Genomic DNA, 19,283 nt, shown 5'->3' with positions numbered 1-19,283 from the left:
ACCTGTCAAAACTCTTTGAATCAAATTTATATTGTAGTAAATAATTTGGCATTTTTTACTCTGTTTTTTCTTTAGGTTGGTTTCCATAATCCAATAAATCTATATGAATTGATGTTGATTTATATTTCCCTGTACGCATACTTTCAATAAAATCATCTTTCTGAATTCCAAAAGCACTTGAAATATAGTGGAAATGTGGTTGACCTTGATTATGATTTTCTTTTCCAGCGATGCTATTATATGTCAAGAAGAAACAATGCCAAACATCATCTTTTTCAAAAAAATGAGATACGATTACTTTTCTGTGTTCAATAAGATTTTTTAGTTCTCCATCCGATAAACCTGTAGAGCCAATCTTTTTGACTGTATTATCATATTCTATTAAAATGACTTCTGGAAGGTCTTCTTCTTTAGTTCCTTTGGGCAAATTTTCAAACAGATACCTGCTATACAAATAATTATGGTCTTTATGCGATTTTATGATTAACGAATACAATTGGTCGGGATTTAAAGACATTCCTTTTAATAATTTTTCTTGTTCTTTCTTTCGAGATGTTTGTAACAGGGTTAAAAAGTTATTGTGGATATCTGTCTGCTCCTTCTGTTCGAAAAAGCCAATCAAACTATCTTCTGCTCGCTTTTCGAAAAAGGAATTATTTAAAGTAGAGGCAAGAGATGGGTGGGTTGATTTTAGCAAATCCCTGAAAACAGTCGCTCTTTTCTTTATTTCGTAGGATTTGTAATATTCAATTGGATTTACTTTCTCAACCTTGTCATCAGAAAATATTCTGTAGGCACTTTTTCCATCTTCGCTATGTATCTTTTTCGTACTCATACTTCTTGTTTGGTCACAAATTAAATGTAGCGATTAACCATCACACTTTGCAAGTAAATTATTCCCTAAACATATCTTATTATACAGTCATAATGTGGAGTTGATATTTAAAGATGGTCAATGGTATTATTTATTGACTATAAATATAAATATAATATCAACGTAATCAGGCTATTTGGGGACTATTTAAAAAATATGGAATGCCGATTAGACAGGTATGATAAATACATTTTGAACCTTACTTCTGATGACCTTTCTTTTCAAGTTAATGATTACAAAAAATTATTTCCTAATTTTTTCTACCCAAAATTTTTAAGACTAACTTTCCCGAAAACGCATTTTTATTTTTGGATTTTTTTAGCCATCTGAATAAAAACACTTTTCTATATAGCCTCAGATTTTTTATATCATTTTTACGTGTTCCGAGAATTGGTTGAATACTAATAACCCTGAGATTATAAAAATTTATAGTTTTTTATAATTCGTAAAACCTCATTTTTTTAAAGTTTATATTTCCTTCTCTTGGTGCACCGCTCCTGTATATATCTGACGGTGTGGGTGTTATGGGGGAGGGTCGGATACTGGGGGTCTGTTTCAATGGACAATAGTATTTATGTATAAAACATTTAAACAATGAAACTACAAGATAAATACAATTATGATTCAGCAATATTAGGCTTAAACAATCAATATATCGCAAGCGATGATGGAACATTTTACGTGAATCATCCATGTATTCTTATACGTGACCAGACGTTAATTCCAGATAAAACCTACCTACTTATATCTGGATTCAACCCTGATGGAATGTCCTATTTGGTGGTTAAGTTTATTGACTGCTATCACGATAACGTTTTTTTAAATATTTTTCTCGTAGATATTCATTCAAAACAATCTTTGAAAATCCAGATAGATTTTAATGACACCAAAAACGAATGTCCATGGATTTTGCTGGATGAATCAAGTATGAAAATGGTTATGGATAAAGTGGCTGACCAAATGGAAGTATATGATTATTGCATGGGTGGTAATGGGAAATAATGCTGATAGGTAATAATTCAAAGGCTAAGATTAACCGTGGTATTAATCTGCATTGTCCATTTTATTTTCAACAGTTTCTTCAACCTCAACTTCCTTATGGACTACAAATAAAATGGTATAACTATCGTATCCACCAACATTAATATGATACGAAATCCAGTCAGGTGAATCGTATTGTTCTATAAATTTAATTAAGCGTTTCCAGTTGAAATAATTATCGATTTTGCCTTTATTGGTTTTTTCTTCGTAGGCTTCCCATGCTTTCATCAACGTTTCGTTATTGAAGTGGGCAAAATCATCCAACCAATAGGCGATTAATGACTTGGCATTATCATTACATTCTTCATCGACTATCACTTCACCTGTTGTTGGATTGTACATCTTGAAATTATCGCAAGCAAGATTGTAAATTTTCATATCTTTTTTATTGAAAGTTACTCTAAAAACTTAAAACATCATAAGTCTGCATCAGTTCTTCTTTGGCGATACCAAGATACCTTCGTGTTATTGATGGATTGGAATGGTTGAACAAATGGGATAGTTTAACTAAAGCCAATTCTGCATTAGAGCCAGAACGATTGAAAATTTCCCTACCAAAACACTTTCGCAAACTATGACTGGAAAAGTTTTTAATTTTAAGATTATACTTTGCCTTAATTTCTTTTAGGATTACATTAATTCGCTGAATGCTATAAACCGAACCTTTCTGACTGGTGAAAATAAATTCATCATTGGTTCTGGGTTTAATTTTCTCATAACAATTGGTGATGTGTTGTTTTAATTGCTGGTTTATTTTAATCTCTCTGGTTTTTCCTGTTTTTTGTTCAACTATGATTATTTCATCCAGATTGTAAACTTGTTCCCATCTTAATTTTAGTATGTCTGAAATTCTTAAACCCCAAAATGAACCGATAGCAATTAATAACGATATTTTATAATTACCATCATCGTATAAATTTCTTATCAGGTTCATCGATTGATTCCACTCAAGGTGGTCTGCTGTGGTTGTACTAAATTTTTTGCTCATTTTGTTTCAGTTTTATTTGTTTTCAACTAAAAGTGAATGTTTATTTTTATCTCTTGTTTTGTAAATCTCCTACAACCCTTATCATTGTTGACTTTTGATGAATAATATTCACTATTGGTTAAAAGTGAATATTCATAATAATGCGTTTTTCCTGCACAGTCATAATTCAAAGATAGTACATAATGCGTTATGTAATACATATTTCATTATGTTTTTTATATTTGTTAAAATTTTATTGAGATGTTCGAAAAGAAAAGAATTCCAAAATTACCCAAAGAGGTCGTAGATTCAAAGTTGAAGGAGATTGGCGAAAAGGTTAAAGAAAAACGTTCAATGGCTGTTGATGGGAAAAACTATATAAACTTTGCGAAAGTGCATCATATCAATTACTATACTCTTGCTCGTATTGAAAATGGTGAAGATTTTAAAATGAGTTCATTTCTTGAAGTCTTAAATGCACTTGGCATTACACCTGAAGAATTCTTTACAGGGATTAAGTAATTATCTAACTTCACTAATTTATATTTCCTATAAAATTTATTAATTTAGAGTCGATGATATGCGTGCAGGGACTATTTAGACCTTATACTCCCAAAAAATGCATAAATCAGCGTTTACACCACCACTTTTTCGATTGAATTCCATAAAAATCGGTACAATAAAAGTATAATAAAACCTACATAAAGTACTCTTAAAACAAGTTTTGATACATCAATAACCACATATTTTTGTGATTTACGTATTTATAAAAAACACAAATAAGTAATGTCCAAGAAAAATATTCCAGAGCACCAACTTTCAAGAATTGCAGAAATAACTCTTTTTATAAAGAACTGGCGATTAAACGAAGCATTAACACAAAAAGAATTCAGTGAATTAGCCAATGTACATGTGAATAGTATTTATAATCTTGAAAATCAAAATTATTCAAATACTCCAAATCTAATAACGCTATTAAATTGTATTGATGCTACTGGATTAACCTTGTCACAGTTTTTTGACGGTATGGATTAGTCCCTTTACAAACCTTTCTACTTTTCAATAATCTTTATCTTTTTTTTAAGGTGGACAGGGTACAAGTTAAAAGGTATATTTTGAAACATATACGAAACAGTGACAGTGAAAATTCAGTGTACTAAAATCCTACTGTCACTGTCTCTAATTTCTATCAAAAAGGGTATTTCATCTTGTACCTTGTCCACCCTACTACCAAAAAAAGGATAAAAAGATTAGTGTATTGAAAGTTTTTTTCGTGTAAAAATGGCTTTTGCCTTGCTTTTGCTTTTTTCTCACGTATTTATTATTGACTGTACCTCAATGGTGCAAAAAAAATAATAAAGATTATAAAATTTAAAAGCATGAAAAAATCTAAAGAACAAGAAGTTGTAAAACTTACACTGACGTTGAAAAAGGATTTCTATGACCTCATTCAACAAAAAGCAGAAGATGAATTCTTGAAGGTAGCAACCTATATAAGAAGGCTATTGAAGCAAAATCTTCTCGATAAAAATAACAGCGATTTAAAAAGTTTAACCCAAAATGAAAACGAATGAGAGAGCAAACAAAAATCTTGATGCAAAACAATTAAACCTTTCAATCATACCAGTTAGTTCGCAAAAGATACCATTTAAACCTTGGATACAATTTCAAAAGGAAATAACACCAATAGATTATTGGTATTCACATTTCAAGAATGAAGGTACGATAGGAATTATCACAGGTAAAATAAGTGGAAATCTGGAAATCATTGATGTGGATATAAAGAATGATTCAAAAAGAACTATAATGACTGAATACTCTGACCTTATTCCAGATGAATTATTAAAAAGACTATTGATTCAAACCACACCAAATAACGGATTTCATCTGATATATAGATGCCCCGATGCGGTAATCGAGGCAAATCAAAAGTTAGCATTAGATGTTACAGGTGAAGTAATAATTGAAACCAGAGGTGAAGGTGGATATTTCTGCACCAGCCTGAAAAATAACAAGATTGCCAATGGTCACCTTGACCTTATTAACCTTGAAGGCGAAATTCCAATTATAACAAAAGATGAACGTGTTTTTTTATTGGAATCTGCACGTAGCCTCACCAGATACTTTCCCATAAATACTGCAAAAACTGAAAAACAGTTCAGTTACAGTGAACCAGCAATCAACGATTTTAATAAAGAGTTTAATATCATTCCTGTATTAGAAAAACATGAATGGGAAGTGGTTAAAGAAGATGATGAAAAAATATATTTACTGCGTAAAGGTTCACTGGCAGAGCATTCAGGATATTATTTTAAAGAAAGTAAAGTCTTTTTTTGCTTTTCAACCTCAACTTCATTCAAACCAGAAAAACCTTACAATAACTTTCAGGTTTTGCAATTGCTGGAAGGCAAAAACGATTATAGAACTTCATTGAGGTTATTGCCTGAGTATGGTTATACTGTTGCTGATAAACAAAAAAGCAATAAGATTAGTGCTGATGATATTGCTAACTATTTGAATGCTCAGGGTGTTCGAAATGATATATTAATTCAAGACTTAACACTTAATGGAAATATCATTGAAGAATTGGAATACAACACCCTTTTTATCGACTTGAAAAAGCATTTCGACAAGGAAATACCACGAACAAGGTTCGAAGAAGTTATCAAATCAAAGTACATCCAAATTACCAATCCTCTGGTTGATTTTATTGAAAAATATAAAAACAGAAAACCTGAAGGTACATTTGAAAAGTGGATGGATTCAATGGTGCTAAAAAATAAAAATATTGATAAAACCATATTATTGAAGTACATCAAAAAATGGTATGTGGGCATTATTGCTCAGGCACTTGGTTATGAATTTTCTAATGAATACTTTTTAATGTTTATTTCAACAGAGCAAGGTATTGGTAAGACTACATTGCTTCGCAATTATACTTTACCCAAAGAGTTACATTCTTATCGAAAAGAACATGCACTTAGTTATGATGATGATTTCAAGGTACTGATGTCACAATCTCTTTTAATTATCGATGACGAAATGGATGGTAGGACGTATGAATCTGACAAATCATTTAAATCAATGATGAGTGATAGCAACATGACCATGCGAAGAAAATACGATAGACGTATATCAACCGTACACAGAAGATGTTCTTTTGCAGGTTCAGGCAACAATTTGTTTGTAGTTAGAGAGGAACAAAACCGTAGAATAATACCAGTTGAACTCGAAAAAATCCATCATGATAAGCTGGCTCAGGTTGACTTGATTGATATGTTTATAGAAGCATATCACTTATTAATAAATGGTTTTGAATATTCGTTCCAGATGCATAATAAAGCAGAGTTCAGACTTATTTACGAAGACTACATCCAGCATTCAGATATTGATTTGATATTGTCTGAAATGGTTGAATTGCCTAATAATAAGGATGATGTGTATCACATTACAAGTTTGGATTTAGTTAATACCCTTATCAATAAATATCAAAATTTCAGCAGGAGAATTAACACAGTCAGCATTGGAAAACTAATGTCCGAGAAAGGTTATAATATCCAACGCAAAGGAAAATCAAAAACCGTTTGTTATAGCATAAGCCAAAAAAGTCCAGTGATTGATTTAATTTATGATGAAACGACAACATGGCAAATGAATATTCTATTTCACAATCTTCAGAATCAGTAAGAATTATAAACATGATATAGTTTAGGGCAAATAAAAAAGTGCAGGGTAATTAGTATCCTGCATTTTTCAAAAATTAATTTGAACACTTTTTTAATATATCGTCAAAACGCTTTCTTGCATCCTCCACCTGTTCTTTATTCCAATCATTTTTAACGCCAAGTTCTTGGAGTTTCATTAAATTAGTTTTTACAAGAGTTGAATATTCATCAAGTTTTCGATACCTTTTTGTTTCATTCTGGATTGATTTCATTTCTTGATAACAATCACAACATTCCTGTGCTAAACTTTCAGGTGTAATTTTACTATTGGAACAGGAAATAACACTACCCCCAATCACCAAAAAGATGACAGTAACTAATACAGTTGAAATAACTTTTGTATAATTTCTTCTCATAATTTTCATTTTAATATTATAATTCAAAGGCTAACCATTTTATGATTTTCAAGTAATCAAAATAATAGTCGTAAAAACAACAGTTAAGGTTATTGCAATATCAATATATATCAATGCCTTATTTGTTTTCTTGAATGCAATAATGAATCGAAAAATGATTTGACCAATTACCGTAAAAAAAAGAAAAGTAGTTAAAGAATTCAAGGACTGTGCTTTACTAAAGTTTCCTTTAAAACAGGCACTAAATCCCCTTGTCAACCCACACGAAATACATTCTTTCCCATACATCTCATAATATTTGCACTTATATACTGTTTTCGATTGAACGGCATAAATTGGATAGACTAATACAAGTAGTAACCATAACAATAAAATTTTATTAATTGTATTGTACATATTTATTAACTCTACACTTTTCCCCTCTATACTGTTAATCGTCACATTATTTAATTTTCGATGTTTTATATTTATATTCCATGATTTGGAATTAACTTACTTACAAATGGGTATTGCAAAAAGAAAATATGTAATTTTTATCCCATTGTTCTATCTATTCCTGTAAAATAGACCATCATGGCAGTTAAACATAAACCCAGAACAATAAAACAAAATATTTTATCCAATTTAGTAGCATCGTCTTTAAATAAAATTTTAATTGCAGTCACAAGAGAAATTAAAAAAGCTAATCCTGCTGCAAAAAATATGAAACATGGACTGATGTACAAAAAACCAATAGAAGTACATGCCATAAACATGGCAAGTAATAACTCTTTTAAGTGGTTCATCCCTCTTCTTTCGGAATTTATTTTATTTATTTCCTTTATTGAAAAGAGTTTGTTCCCAATTTTAATTTCATCTTTAGTAAATTCTTCAGGAGCGCAAATTTGTTTTAAACGGATAAAAGATTTGATTGAATCTATTTCATCATCGGGAATATTGTTAATGTCTATTGAATTTATTTCAGGTGGAGCAATTAAAATTTTGTTATAATCCTTAAACGCTTTAAAATATATTTTCTTTTTTTTTCCCGATTTTAATTCTGTTGATGCACTTTCTTTTTTTAATGTTTCAGTTGAACTTGAAGATGTATTTTCACTATTTTCTACCTTATCTTTAGATTCCAATTTAACGGTATGATTCACAGTATCTGTGGCGTCTATAGAATCTGCTTCGTCTGGTAACAATTTCTTTTTTAGTGCATTAAATTCATCTTCATTGATTGCACCTTCGTCCAAGAGTGCTTTAAGTTTTTTTATTTGGTCTATTTCGTTCATATAAATAGAATGAATTTATTTATCATATCCTTCATCAATACTAAAGAGTGATAAAGATACATAAACAAATCGTGACAGGACATATATGCTCTGAAGAATTTAGCAGGATTTCGGATTTTGTGTATTTACAATACAATCCGAATGGAAAAAGAAGACTTTTTAAAAAAAATAGGTAAAAATATTGTACGATTAAGAGAGAAAAAAGGACTTAGACAGATAGACCTTGCTATTGAACTTGACATTGATGACTCGTCACTACGCAGAATTGAAAGTGGAAGAACCAACCCTACCATTCTAACATTAAAGAAGATTGCTGATGTTTTAGAAGTAAATTTATCAGAGATAGTTGATGTTTGATTGATATTGAACGTCCAATTTTTATTATAACCGAATTTCCCTCTGGTAAACAAAGCCTCTTTCCAATAAGTTTCTCTATTTATCACAACATTATTATCAGTTTTCATTTGACTACCTTCTATCATTAACTTTCATCATTTAATTATCGTATATGGATTTTCATTCCACCTCAACATACTTTCCAGTAATCCCACTAATAAATGTTTCAACGAAATTCAGGATTTTATCGGTTACCCGTTCAGCACTTTTGCCACGTTCATTCAATCTGGGTCTGGTCTTCATCGTACCAATAATTTCATCACGTAGCGGTAGTTTTTCAGTAAATAGGTAATCACCAATTACTTTTTCAACCTTTTCTAAATCCAGATTTTCTTCTGTACTAAGTGCTTTAATCGCATTTATCCGTTCTTCGTCCCAGAACTTGTTGAATTCTTCTGGTATATCATCCGAATCCTCAATTTCAGGTAGGTTTTCGTGTATGAACTTCTCAATCAGTTCACGTTTGCTTCGTAATTGAGTGTTACCAGAAACCAGTTCAATCAATGCTTTTTTACGTTTGTCGTGTTCTTCAGGTGTGGCATCCTTCAACTTGGCAAGCAGCTTTAAAATATAAGCTACATTTATTTCGTCACGATGAATCAGTTCCAGTTCAAAGTCAATATCATTCAGTATTGATACCTTTTCTTTTGCACCTGCCCCTTTTGTTTTATCGTATAGGTCGAGATATTTGCTTTTATAGTCTTCAAACGACTGTTCTGTCATTGAAAGGTCATCATACTTAAATTCAGTGAAGGTTTTTAGCACGTTGCTAATTCGCATAAGTTCCCGAAAAGCCTTAATGAATTCTGCTTCATCATCTTCGGTTTTCAAATCGTTTACGCTATTAACGGTGGGTGCTATTTTTAAAAGTTCAATGAAGGCTAAATTAAATTTAGCAACATATTCCTCATAAGGTTTCATGATTATTTCTTCAATCGCTTCCTTATTGGAAAATAAAGTTATTGCTTGGTCTGTTGCATCTTTCAGGTTTCTGAAACAAACAATATTGCCCTGTGATTTTAATTCATTTAAAATTCGATTTGTGCGTGAGTATGCTTGAATTAAACCATGATATTTCAGGTTTTTATCCACGTACAGGGTGTTAAGTGCCTTACTATCGAATCCAGTTAGAAACATGTTCACCACCAATAGAACATCAATTTGCTTGTGTTTTACACGCTTGGAAATGTCTTTGTAATAGTTGTGAAACGACTTGCTGTCCTTGGTCGTAAAGTTCATATTGAACTCCTTGTTGTAGTGCCCTATAAATTCTTCCAGTACATCACGTGAGTGCTGATTATTGTTTGCTGTAGAATAATTTCCTTTACCTTCTGCTGCCAAGTTTTGGCTATATTCATCACCACCCAAAAATTCATCATCATCCATAAACCCAGTGGCATCTTTATCATCTTCATTGGCTTGGTACGAAAAGATTGTTGCCAGTTTCAGGTTATGCTCACCATCCTGTTTCTTTTGGTAAAAGATGCTGTAATAATCAATAAGCGTCTTAACCGATGACACACACATTATGGCTGTAAACTCCTTGCTGTGTGTTTTTCGGTTATGATTGGCAATGATGTAATCTACGATATTGTTTAATCGTTGTGGCGCATTCATTACTTCAGCTTCATCAATTGCTTCGACCTCAATGTCGAGTATATGGTCTTTCTTTTTAAAGGTGCTAATATATTCTACGGCAAATTTCAATACGTTTTCATCCCGAATCGCATCTGTAATCACGTATTTGTGCAGGCACTTTTCAAATAATGTTTTCGTAGTTCGTTTACCATACTCGTTACTGCCTGCGTTTTCTTCAAATATCGGTGTTCCAGTAAATCCAAACATCTGGCAACTGGTGAAGAAATTCTTAATCGTTTCATGTGTTTTACCAAACTGTGAACGGTGGCACTCGTCAAATATGAAGACAATACGTTCATCTTTCAACGCTTCCATTTTGTTTAAGTAGCGTTGCTTTACAATGGCATTATTCAACTTCTGGATGGTTGTAACGATTAACGGATTATCGCCAACCATTTGTTTTACCAACGTATCGGTATTATTCGTTCCATCAATACTACCTTTTGCAAATGCATTAAATTCCTTAATGGTCTGGTAATCCAAATCCTGTCTATCAACCACAAAAACCACCTTATGCACTTTGGGTATTGCTGTTAATATTTGAGCCGTTTTAAAGGACGTGAGTGTCTTTCCTGAGCCAGTGGTGTGCCAAATATAACCGTACTTTCTGCTTGTCTTTACACGCTCTATAATCGCTTCTACGGCATAGTATTGGTATGGTCTTAAAACCATCAGAATCTTTTGTGATTCATTCAAGACCACATACTTGGTAATCATTTTTGCGATGTGGCACGGTTCTAAAAATATATCAGCGAATTCCGATAATTGCGTCACCAGTTTGTTTTCTTCATCCGACCAGTAGAATGTTTGCTTAAATGAACGTGCTTTTAACGGACTATTTGCGTAATACTTGGTGTTAACACCATTGCTGATAATAAATATCTGTATGAATTGGAATAAACCATACCCAGCACCATAGGAATGACGTTCATATCGGTTGGTTTGGTTAAATGCTTCTTTCAATTCTAAACCTCGTCTTTTTAATTCGATTTGCACCAATGGTAAACCGTTAATCAATATGGTTACATCATAACGGTTTTTGTATTTACCTTCCATAGTAACCTGCTGGGTAACCTGAAACTGGTTCTGACACCAATGAATCTGGTTAATCAGTTCAATGGTTTTTGCTTCCCCTTCATCATTGGTATATGGCACACGGTCACGCAATAGCTTAGCACGTTCAAAGATGTTGCCCTTGTTGATGTAATTTAGTATCTGCGTAAAATCATTATTGGATAAGCTAACCTTATTGTGTACTTCTAACTGCTTTTTCAGATTGATAAGCAGGTCAGCTTCATCCTGAATTTGCACCTTTTTATAGGTGAGTTGTTCCAATTGGGCAACGAGGCTGTTCTCTAATATTTGTTCAGGTTGGGTGTTCATTGCTGCTTTTTCTTTGTTGGTGCTTTATCGTAATCTCCTTGAGGCTCATAATGCCAAATGAAAAGATTATACTTTTTACCAATTTTATCAAAGTATTTGTTTGTATTCAGGTTTATCCCTAAACTTAAACTATCAGCTTTCTTTTTAAACCGATACATCAACTCAAACTTCGGTAATTGGCTATTCGAAACAGATGGAGAAACTCCCATGTCAAATAGGGTCGGTTGTTCAGTAGCCTTTTTGTATAGATACCACGGTACAAATCTTTCAGATTCACTTCGTGAAGTGCGAATTAAACCTGCATATAAATCGGCTAATTGTATAATTGCATACTTGTTCGATTCCAACTCCCTGACGTTAGTATAAGTGGGAAACTTCGTTTCTGCAAAAGCCTCAAAAAGTTGAGGATGTGAATCTTTTTTTTGTATGGTTGTATTTTGAAGGTAACGAATTATATCATCGTTCCAATTTATAGCTGTAAATTCATCTGGATAAAATTCCCAAGTGGTGTTAACGTTCCAATGCCTCTTTGTCACCATCATGTTCTTATAGTACATCCTTTTTAGGTTTTCGATATCACAGCGACCAATAACATCATGTCTTGAATCCTTCTTATCCCAGACCAATACATGTACTTTTATTTTTGACGTAAGTAAATATTGAAAACTAATATTCAGGAATTCTTCAGCAACACTTACGGCATGGTTGTTTTTTAGTCCCTTAAAACGAACCTCCTTTTTATTCCTGTCATCAAGTATAGCTTTTAATTCGAAGTTTAAATCTTTAGTATCTTGGAATGCTCCTGAAATCATTGCCAAACTGCCGAACCTATTGCTATTGTCCCAGCCTGATTCATCACTAAAAATTAAATGTCTACTTGGCACGGTCATACTATAAAAATTACACAAACATTTTTTGCAGCAAACCCTTCTTCCAAGTTTTAGTTTGCTCTATTTGTTGGTTTACCAGTTCAATCTTTTTATCAATGGATGAAAGGAAGGATGCTATTTTTTGTTGCTCTTTTAATAATGGCAGTCCAATTGTCAATTTATGTAACACTTTACCTTGAATTCCTTTAACAGTACTACCTATTGCTTTTTTTTGAATTACATTCTGAAATTTATCACTTAACATGTAGTATTTCAAAAATGAATTATCTAAAACATTCTTCCCTCTAAATTTAATTACTCTTTGTGCGAGAGCAATCTTTTCATTATCAATTTGGGATACATTTCCCAAAGGTGCTTCTGTGGTAAATAAAACATCACCATTTTGTGGAAACCCACGCTTCATCACTTCATTATAATCTGATTCAGAAATATATTCTTTTGAACATTCGTAATCAATATATCCATTTTTAATATTTTTAGCTGTAACTAAAAATATTCCTGAATCCATTTTTATTGGACTCTTTCCACGATAATCTACATATGTTGTAATTTCCCCCAACCTCTTTTCTTCCCACTCAGGAAAAGCATTCCCATGTTCATCTTTAAACCGTATTTGTTGGCTAAAGATTTGTTGCATCACACCTTTTTTGTATTGTTCCAGTTTTTCTTTTTGTTGGGTGAGCAAGTTAATTCGTTTATCAACCGTGGTTAGGAAATTGGCGATTTTAGTTTGTTCGGGGAGGGATGTCTTAGTAATTATACAATCACCAATGTCACCCAGATTTATTTTTTTAGGAAAAGCAACATGAATTATTCTTTTGTGTAACTCATTTTTAAACTGTTCGGTATTGATTTTATAATCAAGAAAGCGAGTATCAATTTCACCTTTTTTTCTAATCAATGCAAGGCTCACATAATATCCTAAAGGATTATTGTTGGGAACGATTGCTGTTGCACCAATTACACCAGCTGTTATTCTGGTCATTAAAATATCATCTCTCCGTGGTTTTATTTTAAACCCCTTTTCAAATGCTTCAGCACTAATATATTTATCAGTCCCTTCGAGATTGTTGATATTCTCAACGCTTACGAACTTCACACCACTTTCCAAATATTTTGGTGTTTGATGTGTTCCATCATAAATATTTGTAACATCTCGTAGTTTATTTTTCTCCCAACCACAAGTAAACTCAGGAAACCTCAACTCGGGTACGCTCTTTAATTCTTTCATACTAATAAGGTGTTGAGATTCCAAGTTCATTGCAGTACGATTGTATGCCGGAATTGGCGATCGCCAATTCCGCATCAATCGCCTTTAACTCCTTCGATACCAGTTCCAAGTCTATTGGTTCTTCTTCCTCGAAGGTGTCCACATACCTTGGAATGTTCAGGTTATAGTCGTTTTCTTTTATTTCATTCAGTGTGGCAACGTAACTGTATTTATCAATGGGTTCACGCTTACGGTACGTTTCAACAATTAATTCCACATCTTCATTCCGCAGTGCATTCTGGTTGCTCACCTTTTCGTAATGCCCTTCACCCGAAGCATCAATAAACACGATATTATCGTCAACCTCCCTGCACTTCTTAAAAACCATGATACAAGTAGGTATTGAAGTGCCATAAAAAATATTGGCTGGTAAACCAATCACCGCATCCAAATAGTTCAGTTCCTTAATCAGGTATTCACGTATAGTACCTTCTGCTGCACCACGGAACAACACACCATGAGGAACAACGGTTGCCATAATGCCATTATCAGCCAATTGGTAAATCATGTGGGTTATGAATGCATAATCAGCTTTGGTTTTCGGTGCAAGTTTCCCATACTGACTAAACCGTTCATCTGTATCGTTTAATGGATTATCATTGCTTTTCCAATGAGCAGAAAATGGAGGATTGGCAACCACCGCTTCAAATCGCATTTCCAAGTGTCGTGGATTTTCCAGTGTATCTTCATGCTGTATGTCGAACTGGCGATAATGTACACCATGAAGTATCATATTCATTCGAGCAAGGTTATAAGTTGTTCTGGTCATTTCCTGACCGAAGAACTCACTAACCTCTGCTTCTTTAGCAATACGAAGCAATAATGAACCTGAACCACATGTTGGGTCGTATGCTGATTTTATCTTTTGCTTACCAGTGGTAACTATCTTTGCCAATATCTTCGATACTTGTTGTGGAGTGTAGAACTCACCAGCCGTTTTGCCAGCACCAGCAGCAAATTTTGAAATCAGGTATTCGTAAGCATCACCAAGCACATCGGCTTCAGCTTCTTCCAGTTTAAAGTCAATTTTATTCAGGTAGTTCAGTATGCTTACTATAATTTCATTCCGTGCTTTTGGTGTACGTCCTATTTTTGTTGAACTCAAGTCAATATCTTCAAATAAGGCATTAAAATCATCTTCCGATTCCGTACCCATCGTTGTTTGCTCGATGTGGTTCATCACTGCCTGAAGTTCATCAAGTATGTAATTATCGCCCCCGTTTTTGCCCTTTTCAGCCAGTGTATTGAACAGTTCACTTGGGCGAAGGAAATAACCCAATTTAATCAACGAATCCTCTTTAATGGCTTCTAAAGTTGCTTCATCAGTTACCTTGGCATAATCTTTAATATCTTCTGTTTCCAGCAATTCGTTTGCATATATTAATTGCTTTTCGGACAGGTATTTGAAAAATATAAAACCTAAAATATAATCACGGTAATCATCTGCACTCACTTTACCTCGAAGCAGGTTTGCTATTCCCCAGAGTTGTGCTTCAAGGATTTTCTTTAGTTCTTCGGACATTAGTTATAATTGATTTTTATGCGTTTTTAATTTTAAAATCTAAAAATAATTAATTCGATTACAATATCTTGTTATTTCAACAAATCAATTACGAGTTTTATTTGCTGGAAATACTTCTCCATGTAACCTAAACCAAGTGCGATATTGAGGAACTTCTTTTTCAAGGTTAGTAGTTTCAATGATTTTCTGATTCATTTGTCATTTATATGGGTGTCGAATTTAAAATTGATAAACATCTGGTCATTAATTCATCATTGTTTATCACAATTATACTTAGTTTTTTTCTTGTCCTTGTTACTATTTGGAACAACATCTTTGTCGGATTGTAATAAGGTGTGTGTTCATAGTTTCTGGTGTCAAGTTTATTCCCGTTATAGTAGAAATTTTCATCGATTACAGCAATTACTTTATCAAATTCTTGTCCTATTACTTTGTGTGTATTATCCTCCATTGAAATTGCATAATTTACGTAAGGATGTGTATGTTTATTTGATGGAGTATAATTGATTATTTTCCATCCTTGTTCTCCTAATAATTCAATATATTTTTTAGCTCCTTTATAGTTTTTGAAATAATGTAATTCAATATTATCTCGATTTATTTTTTCGATTATTTTGGTATTATTGAATAACGCAATAATAAATGAGGCTATTTCTTTATTAGTTCTTATTTTCTCAGTTAATTCGAATAAAGTGGAATTGGTCTTTTCTGAAATAACCTGAGCTATATTATTGTTCTCTTCCCAGTTTCTTAGGCATTGTTGTTTGTCATATGAGAAAATACAATTCCGCTTAAAACTTTTTATTTGACTGATTATGGAGTCTAATTGATTTGGATAAATTCTTTGTATTTCATCAACAACAACTAAATAGTAACTTGAGAGATTACGAGAACCCAAATTTCTAATAGAGATAATATCCCATCCATACTCATCTCTAAGTTTAATGTGTCCATCATTTAAAAATCCACAGTGAATTACAAGTATCTTGTGTTCACTTTTATACAATTCCTTTACAATGTCAAAAGTAAGAAGCGTTTTTCCAGTACCTGCTTTACCACAAATTGATAAAAAACACTCACCCTTTTTGTCAATAAACTTTAGACTTTTACTTTTTATCTCTTCTTGATGGGCGGTTAAAAAATATTTTTCTTTTATAAACTCGTCAGTTGAATTAAATGGAGAAACCAAATAATTAGAAGGATTAAATAACCTATCAATATCAGATATTTCTATTCTGGTTTGATTAGCAAGAATTTTAAATAGACTTTTAAAGTCAACTTTTATTAATTCTTGATTATCGTTAATTGAGTAGAGTTGATTTTCACTTGATACATATGTGAAATTATAAATTTTTTTATCCAAAAAACTTAAATAATACTGATTTCGCAAGAGTTGTTTATACATTTTTGCTCCTGTATTTTCACTCTTTAATTCAATATTTACAATGTCTTCTGAACCAATTCTCAAAAGGTCAAATTCTTTGCTAATCTGAGGTATTGTATATCCAATAAAATAATTATCAAGGACATTAATATCAGGACTAACATTTATTAACTTATTAATATACTTTCTTATATCATCAATTTCATTTGCTTTCGTGCTAACTCCAAAATATTTGCAATATTCACAATATAGGGAGTCTTCCAATTTGTTGTGAGCTTGCACTAATGAGAGCAAATTAACTTCTTTCATTTCTGTAAATTATTATTGATATATTTTATCTTGATGCGCTACATTTTTTTTCGCTTGCCCATAAACGTATGCGGAAATGTATAATTATATTTCTTCCGTTAGTATCACTTTGTTTTATATCCCCAATTGGGTTGTGTAAGTGCATTTTAGTGGAATAGAAGTTCATCTTTTTAGGTTTTAATTTAAGTTGCAAATCAGTATAAAAAATTTTGCTAATTTTATTAATCTATCTCAATTAAATTCTTAATTTCTTTTTCTTTTAAATGTTCATTTTCATCATCTTCATCTATCCCAAATATATGATTTGTCAAAATAGGATTAGGATATATTTTTTGATATTTATATAACTCATTATCATGAATTGGATATAAATGAACCAATTTAGATGTGGAGTTAATTTTGCATACTAATTTAGTACATTCAAATCCTTCTGAATAACCAGTTAATTTTTTTCTTTCAATTATAAAAACAGAATTGATTTTCGTTAAGATTATCGGGAAGCCATATTCTACAACTTTTGTGAATAGAAAGTTTTGTAACGCATTGGTGTATTCTGGTAGCAAAATTGCGTCATTATTCCTTGAACGATTTTTTATACTCTCTTTGGACTCACCAAATCTTGGATAATGTTTAGGATAATCATTTCTGTCTACTATCAAGGAATACAATGGAGCACAAAAATCTAACATTTCTTGTTTTGCTTTTTCAATCCATGTTTCTGCATTGGTTCTTGCCCTTTTTACTTCATCAATTTCATCCTCCCAAGGTTCTTGACTCTCATATGAATGAAAATAATCGAAATATATGTATCGATATTCATGGTCTATCATATACTTATTGCATATATTCTTCCAAATATGAAAAAGTGCCCAATTAATCTTACTAAAGCGATATTGATTTTTCTTAGTAATCGGAAACATAAGTAGTTCAACCAACTCTATTTTTTCAGGATAATAAATATCATCTAACTGAACTAAAGAATTTTCATCAGGTATTGGTCTTGTCATAAACGGTATATTTTTTAATAATAACCAATCTCGCTATTTGTTGCCAGTACTAATTTTAACTTCTATATCCTTTTTAATCGATGTCTTAATATTTTTTGCGAATAGTTCACAATGAATCATAAATGAGTTCTGTATGATTCTTTGGGAAGCAAAAATTCTCAATGGAATATCAAAAAGTTCTTGGTCTAATTGATGTTTTATGTTCCCAACATCATCTTTTATAATGAAATAACCTTCTTCTTCTGTCACTTCTGGATAATGCAGAGTACCAACAAATCCTGAAGGATTATCGGGATTGCTATAAACTTGGTCAACAACAGCTAAACCATCAAGTTTGGGTATTTTTAATATTACTGAGGCTTCTTCAATATATTTATGCCCCATATTAAAAATGGAGATATTGCATTTTGCAGAATTTTTTTCAAACACTTCATATAAATCCTCCTCGTAATAAGTTTTTTCAACATTTTTTAGGTTTTCTTCAAGTGTTTCAATACTTCTACTCCTATATGGTATTCCGCCTCCTCTAAATGCAGCATTCATGTAATCCATTGAATTTGAAAGAGAATCAATGTTAATATCTTGCATCCCCATAGCTTTATACCTTTCCTTTTCTTCCTTTTTTTTAGTTAAAATTGTTTGAATTTTCTCTTTCTGAATCTGGGATGGTCTTTTTATGTCGTCAAAAGAAACAAGTTCAATTTGGTTTTTTAGATTATTTGCAACAAAACTGATTTTTATTTCATCATTAAAGTATTTTTCATCAAATCTATTTTGCATATATCTATCAAAATCTCTTCTTATTAGTCTCGCTTGATGCGTTCCTTTTCTAATAAAACCTTCTCCTTTGAATAATTTTTTTTCACCATTTCCATAATCCTTTTTCATCAAATAAGGTGGATTAGTACAATTCGAAATCTTTATTATTCCAAGTTTTTTTTCTTCGGCATAAAAAGGGAAGTAATCTATGGACAGTTCAGGTTCGATATTTTCATGAACAAGCTGTTGATATGTAGCAGCATCCGTAAGTTCTCCATCTATGCCTTTTATTCCACGATTTTTGTTTGATTTAGGTTTTAATCCAATTATTATAAATCTTTCTTGCATTGTGAATGCATTAGCCATTGAAAGAATATCCTTTAACAAAGAAACATAGTCATTTTTCTTATATTCGTCACGTTTAAAATCGAGTCTAATATTTTCATTCTCGTAAAGAATCAAATCAAGTATTTCATCCATTTTAGCTC

Annotated in this window: 19 protein-coding genes; 6 read left to right on the top strand and 13 right to left on the bottom strand. The window is 32.0% G+C overall.

Features of this window, described 5'->3' with window-relative positions:
- Positions 1-55 precede the first annotated feature (55 nt).
- Positions 56-835 carry a hypothetical protein gene (locus tag K5G00_RS16985; RefSeq protein ID WP_238767380.1) on the bottom strand — a complete coding sequence of 260 codons (780 nt, stop codon included), beginning with the start codon at positions 833-835 and terminating at the stop codon, positions 56-58.
- A gap of 633 nt (positions 836-1,468) precedes the next feature.
- Here K5G00_RS16985 and K5G00_RS16980 point away from each other — a divergent pair.
- Positions 1,469-1,876 carry a hypothetical protein gene (locus K5G00_RS16980; RefSeq protein WP_238767379.1) on the top strand — a complete coding sequence of 136 codons (408 nt, stop codon included), beginning with the start codon at positions 1,469-1,471 and terminating at the stop codon, positions 1,874-1,876.
- A 42-nt stretch (positions 1,877-1,918) separates the two neighbouring features.
- Here K5G00_RS16980 and K5G00_RS16975 read toward each other — a convergent pair whose 3' ends face one another.
- Positions 1,919-2,293: a hypothetical protein gene (locus K5G00_RS16975; RefSeq protein ID WP_238767378.1), complete on the bottom strand. Its 375-nt coding sequence runs from the start codon at positions 2,291-2,293 to the stop codon at positions 1,919-1,921.
- 22 nt (positions 2,294-2,315) lie between these two features.
- Complete coding sequence (locus K5G00_RS16970) at positions 2,316-2,903, bottom strand: tyrosine-type recombinase/integrase (RefSeq protein WP_238767377.1); 588 nt, start codon at positions 2,901-2,903, stop codon at positions 2,316-2,318.
- Between the two features lie 240 nt (positions 2,904-3,143).
- Here K5G00_RS16970 and K5G00_RS16965 point away from each other — a divergent pair, with 240 nt between their 5' ends.
- The 4 genes from K5G00_RS16965 (at position 3,144) to K5G00_RS16950 (ending at position 6,569) form a co-directional block, all read left to right on the top strand.
- The gene (locus tag K5G00_RS16965) at positions 3,144-3,404 is read left to right on the top strand and encodes a hypothetical protein (protein ID WP_238767376.1); all 261 of its coding nucleotides are present in this window, start codon (positions 3,144-3,146) and stop codon (positions 3,402-3,404) included.
- Between the two features lie 264 nt (positions 3,405-3,668).
- Complete coding sequence (locus tag K5G00_RS16960; RefSeq protein ID WP_238767375.1) at positions 3,669-3,917, top strand: helix-turn-helix domain-containing protein; 249 nt, start codon at positions 3,669-3,671, stop codon at positions 3,915-3,917.
- Positions 3,918-4,261: 344 nt separating this feature from the next.
- Positions 4,262-4,456 (top strand): hypothetical protein, encoded by a 195-nt coding sequence (locus K5G00_RS16955; protein WP_238767374.1) that lies wholly within the window; start codon positions 4,262-4,264, stop codon positions 4,454-4,456.
- Positions 4,443-6,569: a VapE domain-containing protein gene (locus K5G00_RS16950; RefSeq protein ID WP_238767373.1), complete on the top strand. Its 2,127-nt coding sequence runs from the start codon at positions 4,443-4,445 to the stop codon at positions 6,567-6,569. Before K5G00_RS16955 ends, K5G00_RS16950 begins: the two co-directional genes overlap by 14 nt.
- Before the next feature lie 73 nt (positions 6,570-6,642).
- On the opposite strand, the gene K5G00_RS16945 is transcribed toward K5G00_RS16950, so the two are convergent.
- The 3 genes from K5G00_RS16945 to K5G00_RS16940 all read right to left on the bottom strand — a co-directional run bounded on the left by K5G00_RS16945 (position 6,643) and on the right by K5G00_RS16940 (position 8,237).
- The gene (locus K5G00_RS16945) at positions 6,643-6,963 is read right to left on the bottom strand and encodes a hypothetical protein (RefSeq protein ID WP_238767372.1); all 321 of its coding nucleotides are present in this window, start codon (positions 6,961-6,963) and stop codon (positions 6,643-6,645) included.
- 48 nt (positions 6,964-7,011) lie between these two features.
- Positions 7,012-7,359, bottom strand: coding sequence for a DUF2752 domain-containing protein (locus tag K5G00_RS30225; protein WP_394800871.1), 348 nt, complete (start codon positions 7,357-7,359; stop codon positions 7,012-7,014).
- A gap of 137 nt (positions 7,360-7,496) precedes the next feature.
- Entirely contained in the window at positions 7,497-8,237 is a 741-nt protein-coding gene (locus K5G00_RS16940; RefSeq protein ID WP_238767371.1) for an SHOCT domain-containing protein, read from the bottom strand.
- A gap of 141 nt (positions 8,238-8,378) precedes the next feature.
- On the opposite strand from K5G00_RS16940, the gene K5G00_RS16935 reads away from it, so the two are divergent.
- Complete coding sequence (locus K5G00_RS16935) at positions 8,379-8,594, top strand: helix-turn-helix domain-containing protein (RefSeq protein ID WP_238767370.1); 216 nt, start codon at positions 8,379-8,381, stop codon at positions 8,592-8,594.
- A 159-nt stretch (positions 8,595-8,753) separates the two neighbouring features.
- Here the strand turns inward: K5G00_RS16935 and K5G00_RS16930 are convergent, their stop codons facing one another.
- The 7 genes from K5G00_RS16930 to K5G00_RS16900 form a co-directional block, all read right to left on the bottom strand.
- A complete protein-coding gene (locus tag K5G00_RS16930) occupies positions 8,754-11,654 on the bottom strand; it encodes a type I restriction endonuclease subunit R (RefSeq protein WP_238767369.1) in 2,901 nt (966 codons plus the stop codon).
- Positions 11,651-12,544, bottom strand: coding sequence for a DUF3800 domain-containing protein (locus tag K5G00_RS16925; RefSeq protein WP_238767368.1), 894 nt, complete (start codon positions 12,542-12,544; stop codon positions 11,651-11,653). Before K5G00_RS16925 ends, K5G00_RS16930 begins: the two co-directional genes overlap by 4 nt.
- A 10-nt stretch (positions 12,545-12,554) precedes the next feature.
- On the bottom strand, positions 12,555-13,775 hold the full coding sequence (locus K5G00_RS16920) for a restriction endonuclease subunit S (RefSeq protein ID WP_238767367.1): 1,221 nt from the start codon (positions 13,773-13,775) through the stop codon (positions 12,555-12,557).
- Position 13,776: 1 nt separating this feature from the next.
- Positions 13,777-15,336, bottom strand: coding sequence for a type I restriction-modification system subunit M (locus tag K5G00_RS16915; RefSeq protein ID WP_238767366.1), 1,560 nt, complete (start codon positions 15,334-15,336; stop codon positions 13,777-13,779).
- A gap of 202 nt (positions 15,337-15,538) precedes the next feature.
- The gene (locus K5G00_RS16910; protein WP_238767365.1) at positions 15,539-17,029 is read right to left on the bottom strand and encodes a DNA/RNA helicase domain-containing protein; all 1,491 of its coding nucleotides are present in this window, start codon (positions 17,027-17,029) and stop codon (positions 15,539-15,541) included.
- A 221-nt stretch (positions 17,030-17,250) separates the two neighbouring features.
- A complete protein-coding gene (locus tag K5G00_RS16905) occupies positions 17,251-18,036 on the bottom strand; it encodes a hypothetical protein (RefSeq protein ID WP_238767364.1) in 786 nt (261 codons plus the stop codon).
- A gap of 33 nt (positions 18,037-18,069) precedes the next feature.
- Positions 18,070-19,275 carry an AlbA family DNA-binding domain-containing protein gene (locus tag K5G00_RS16900; RefSeq protein ID WP_238767363.1) on the bottom strand — a complete coding sequence of 402 codons (1,206 nt, stop codon included), beginning with the start codon at positions 19,273-19,275 and terminating at the stop codon, positions 18,070-18,072.
- Between the last annotated feature and the right edge of the window lie 8 nt (positions 19,276-19,283).

Source organism: Maribellus maritimus, assembly GCF_022267315.1.
Taxonomy (GTDB): domain Bacteria; phylum Bacteroidota; class Bacteroidia; order Bacteroidales; family Prolixibacteraceae; genus Draconibacterium; species Draconibacterium maritimum.
The sequence above is the reverse complement of the archived record's forward strand: the minus strand, read 5'-3'. Positions and strand labels throughout refer to the sequence as shown.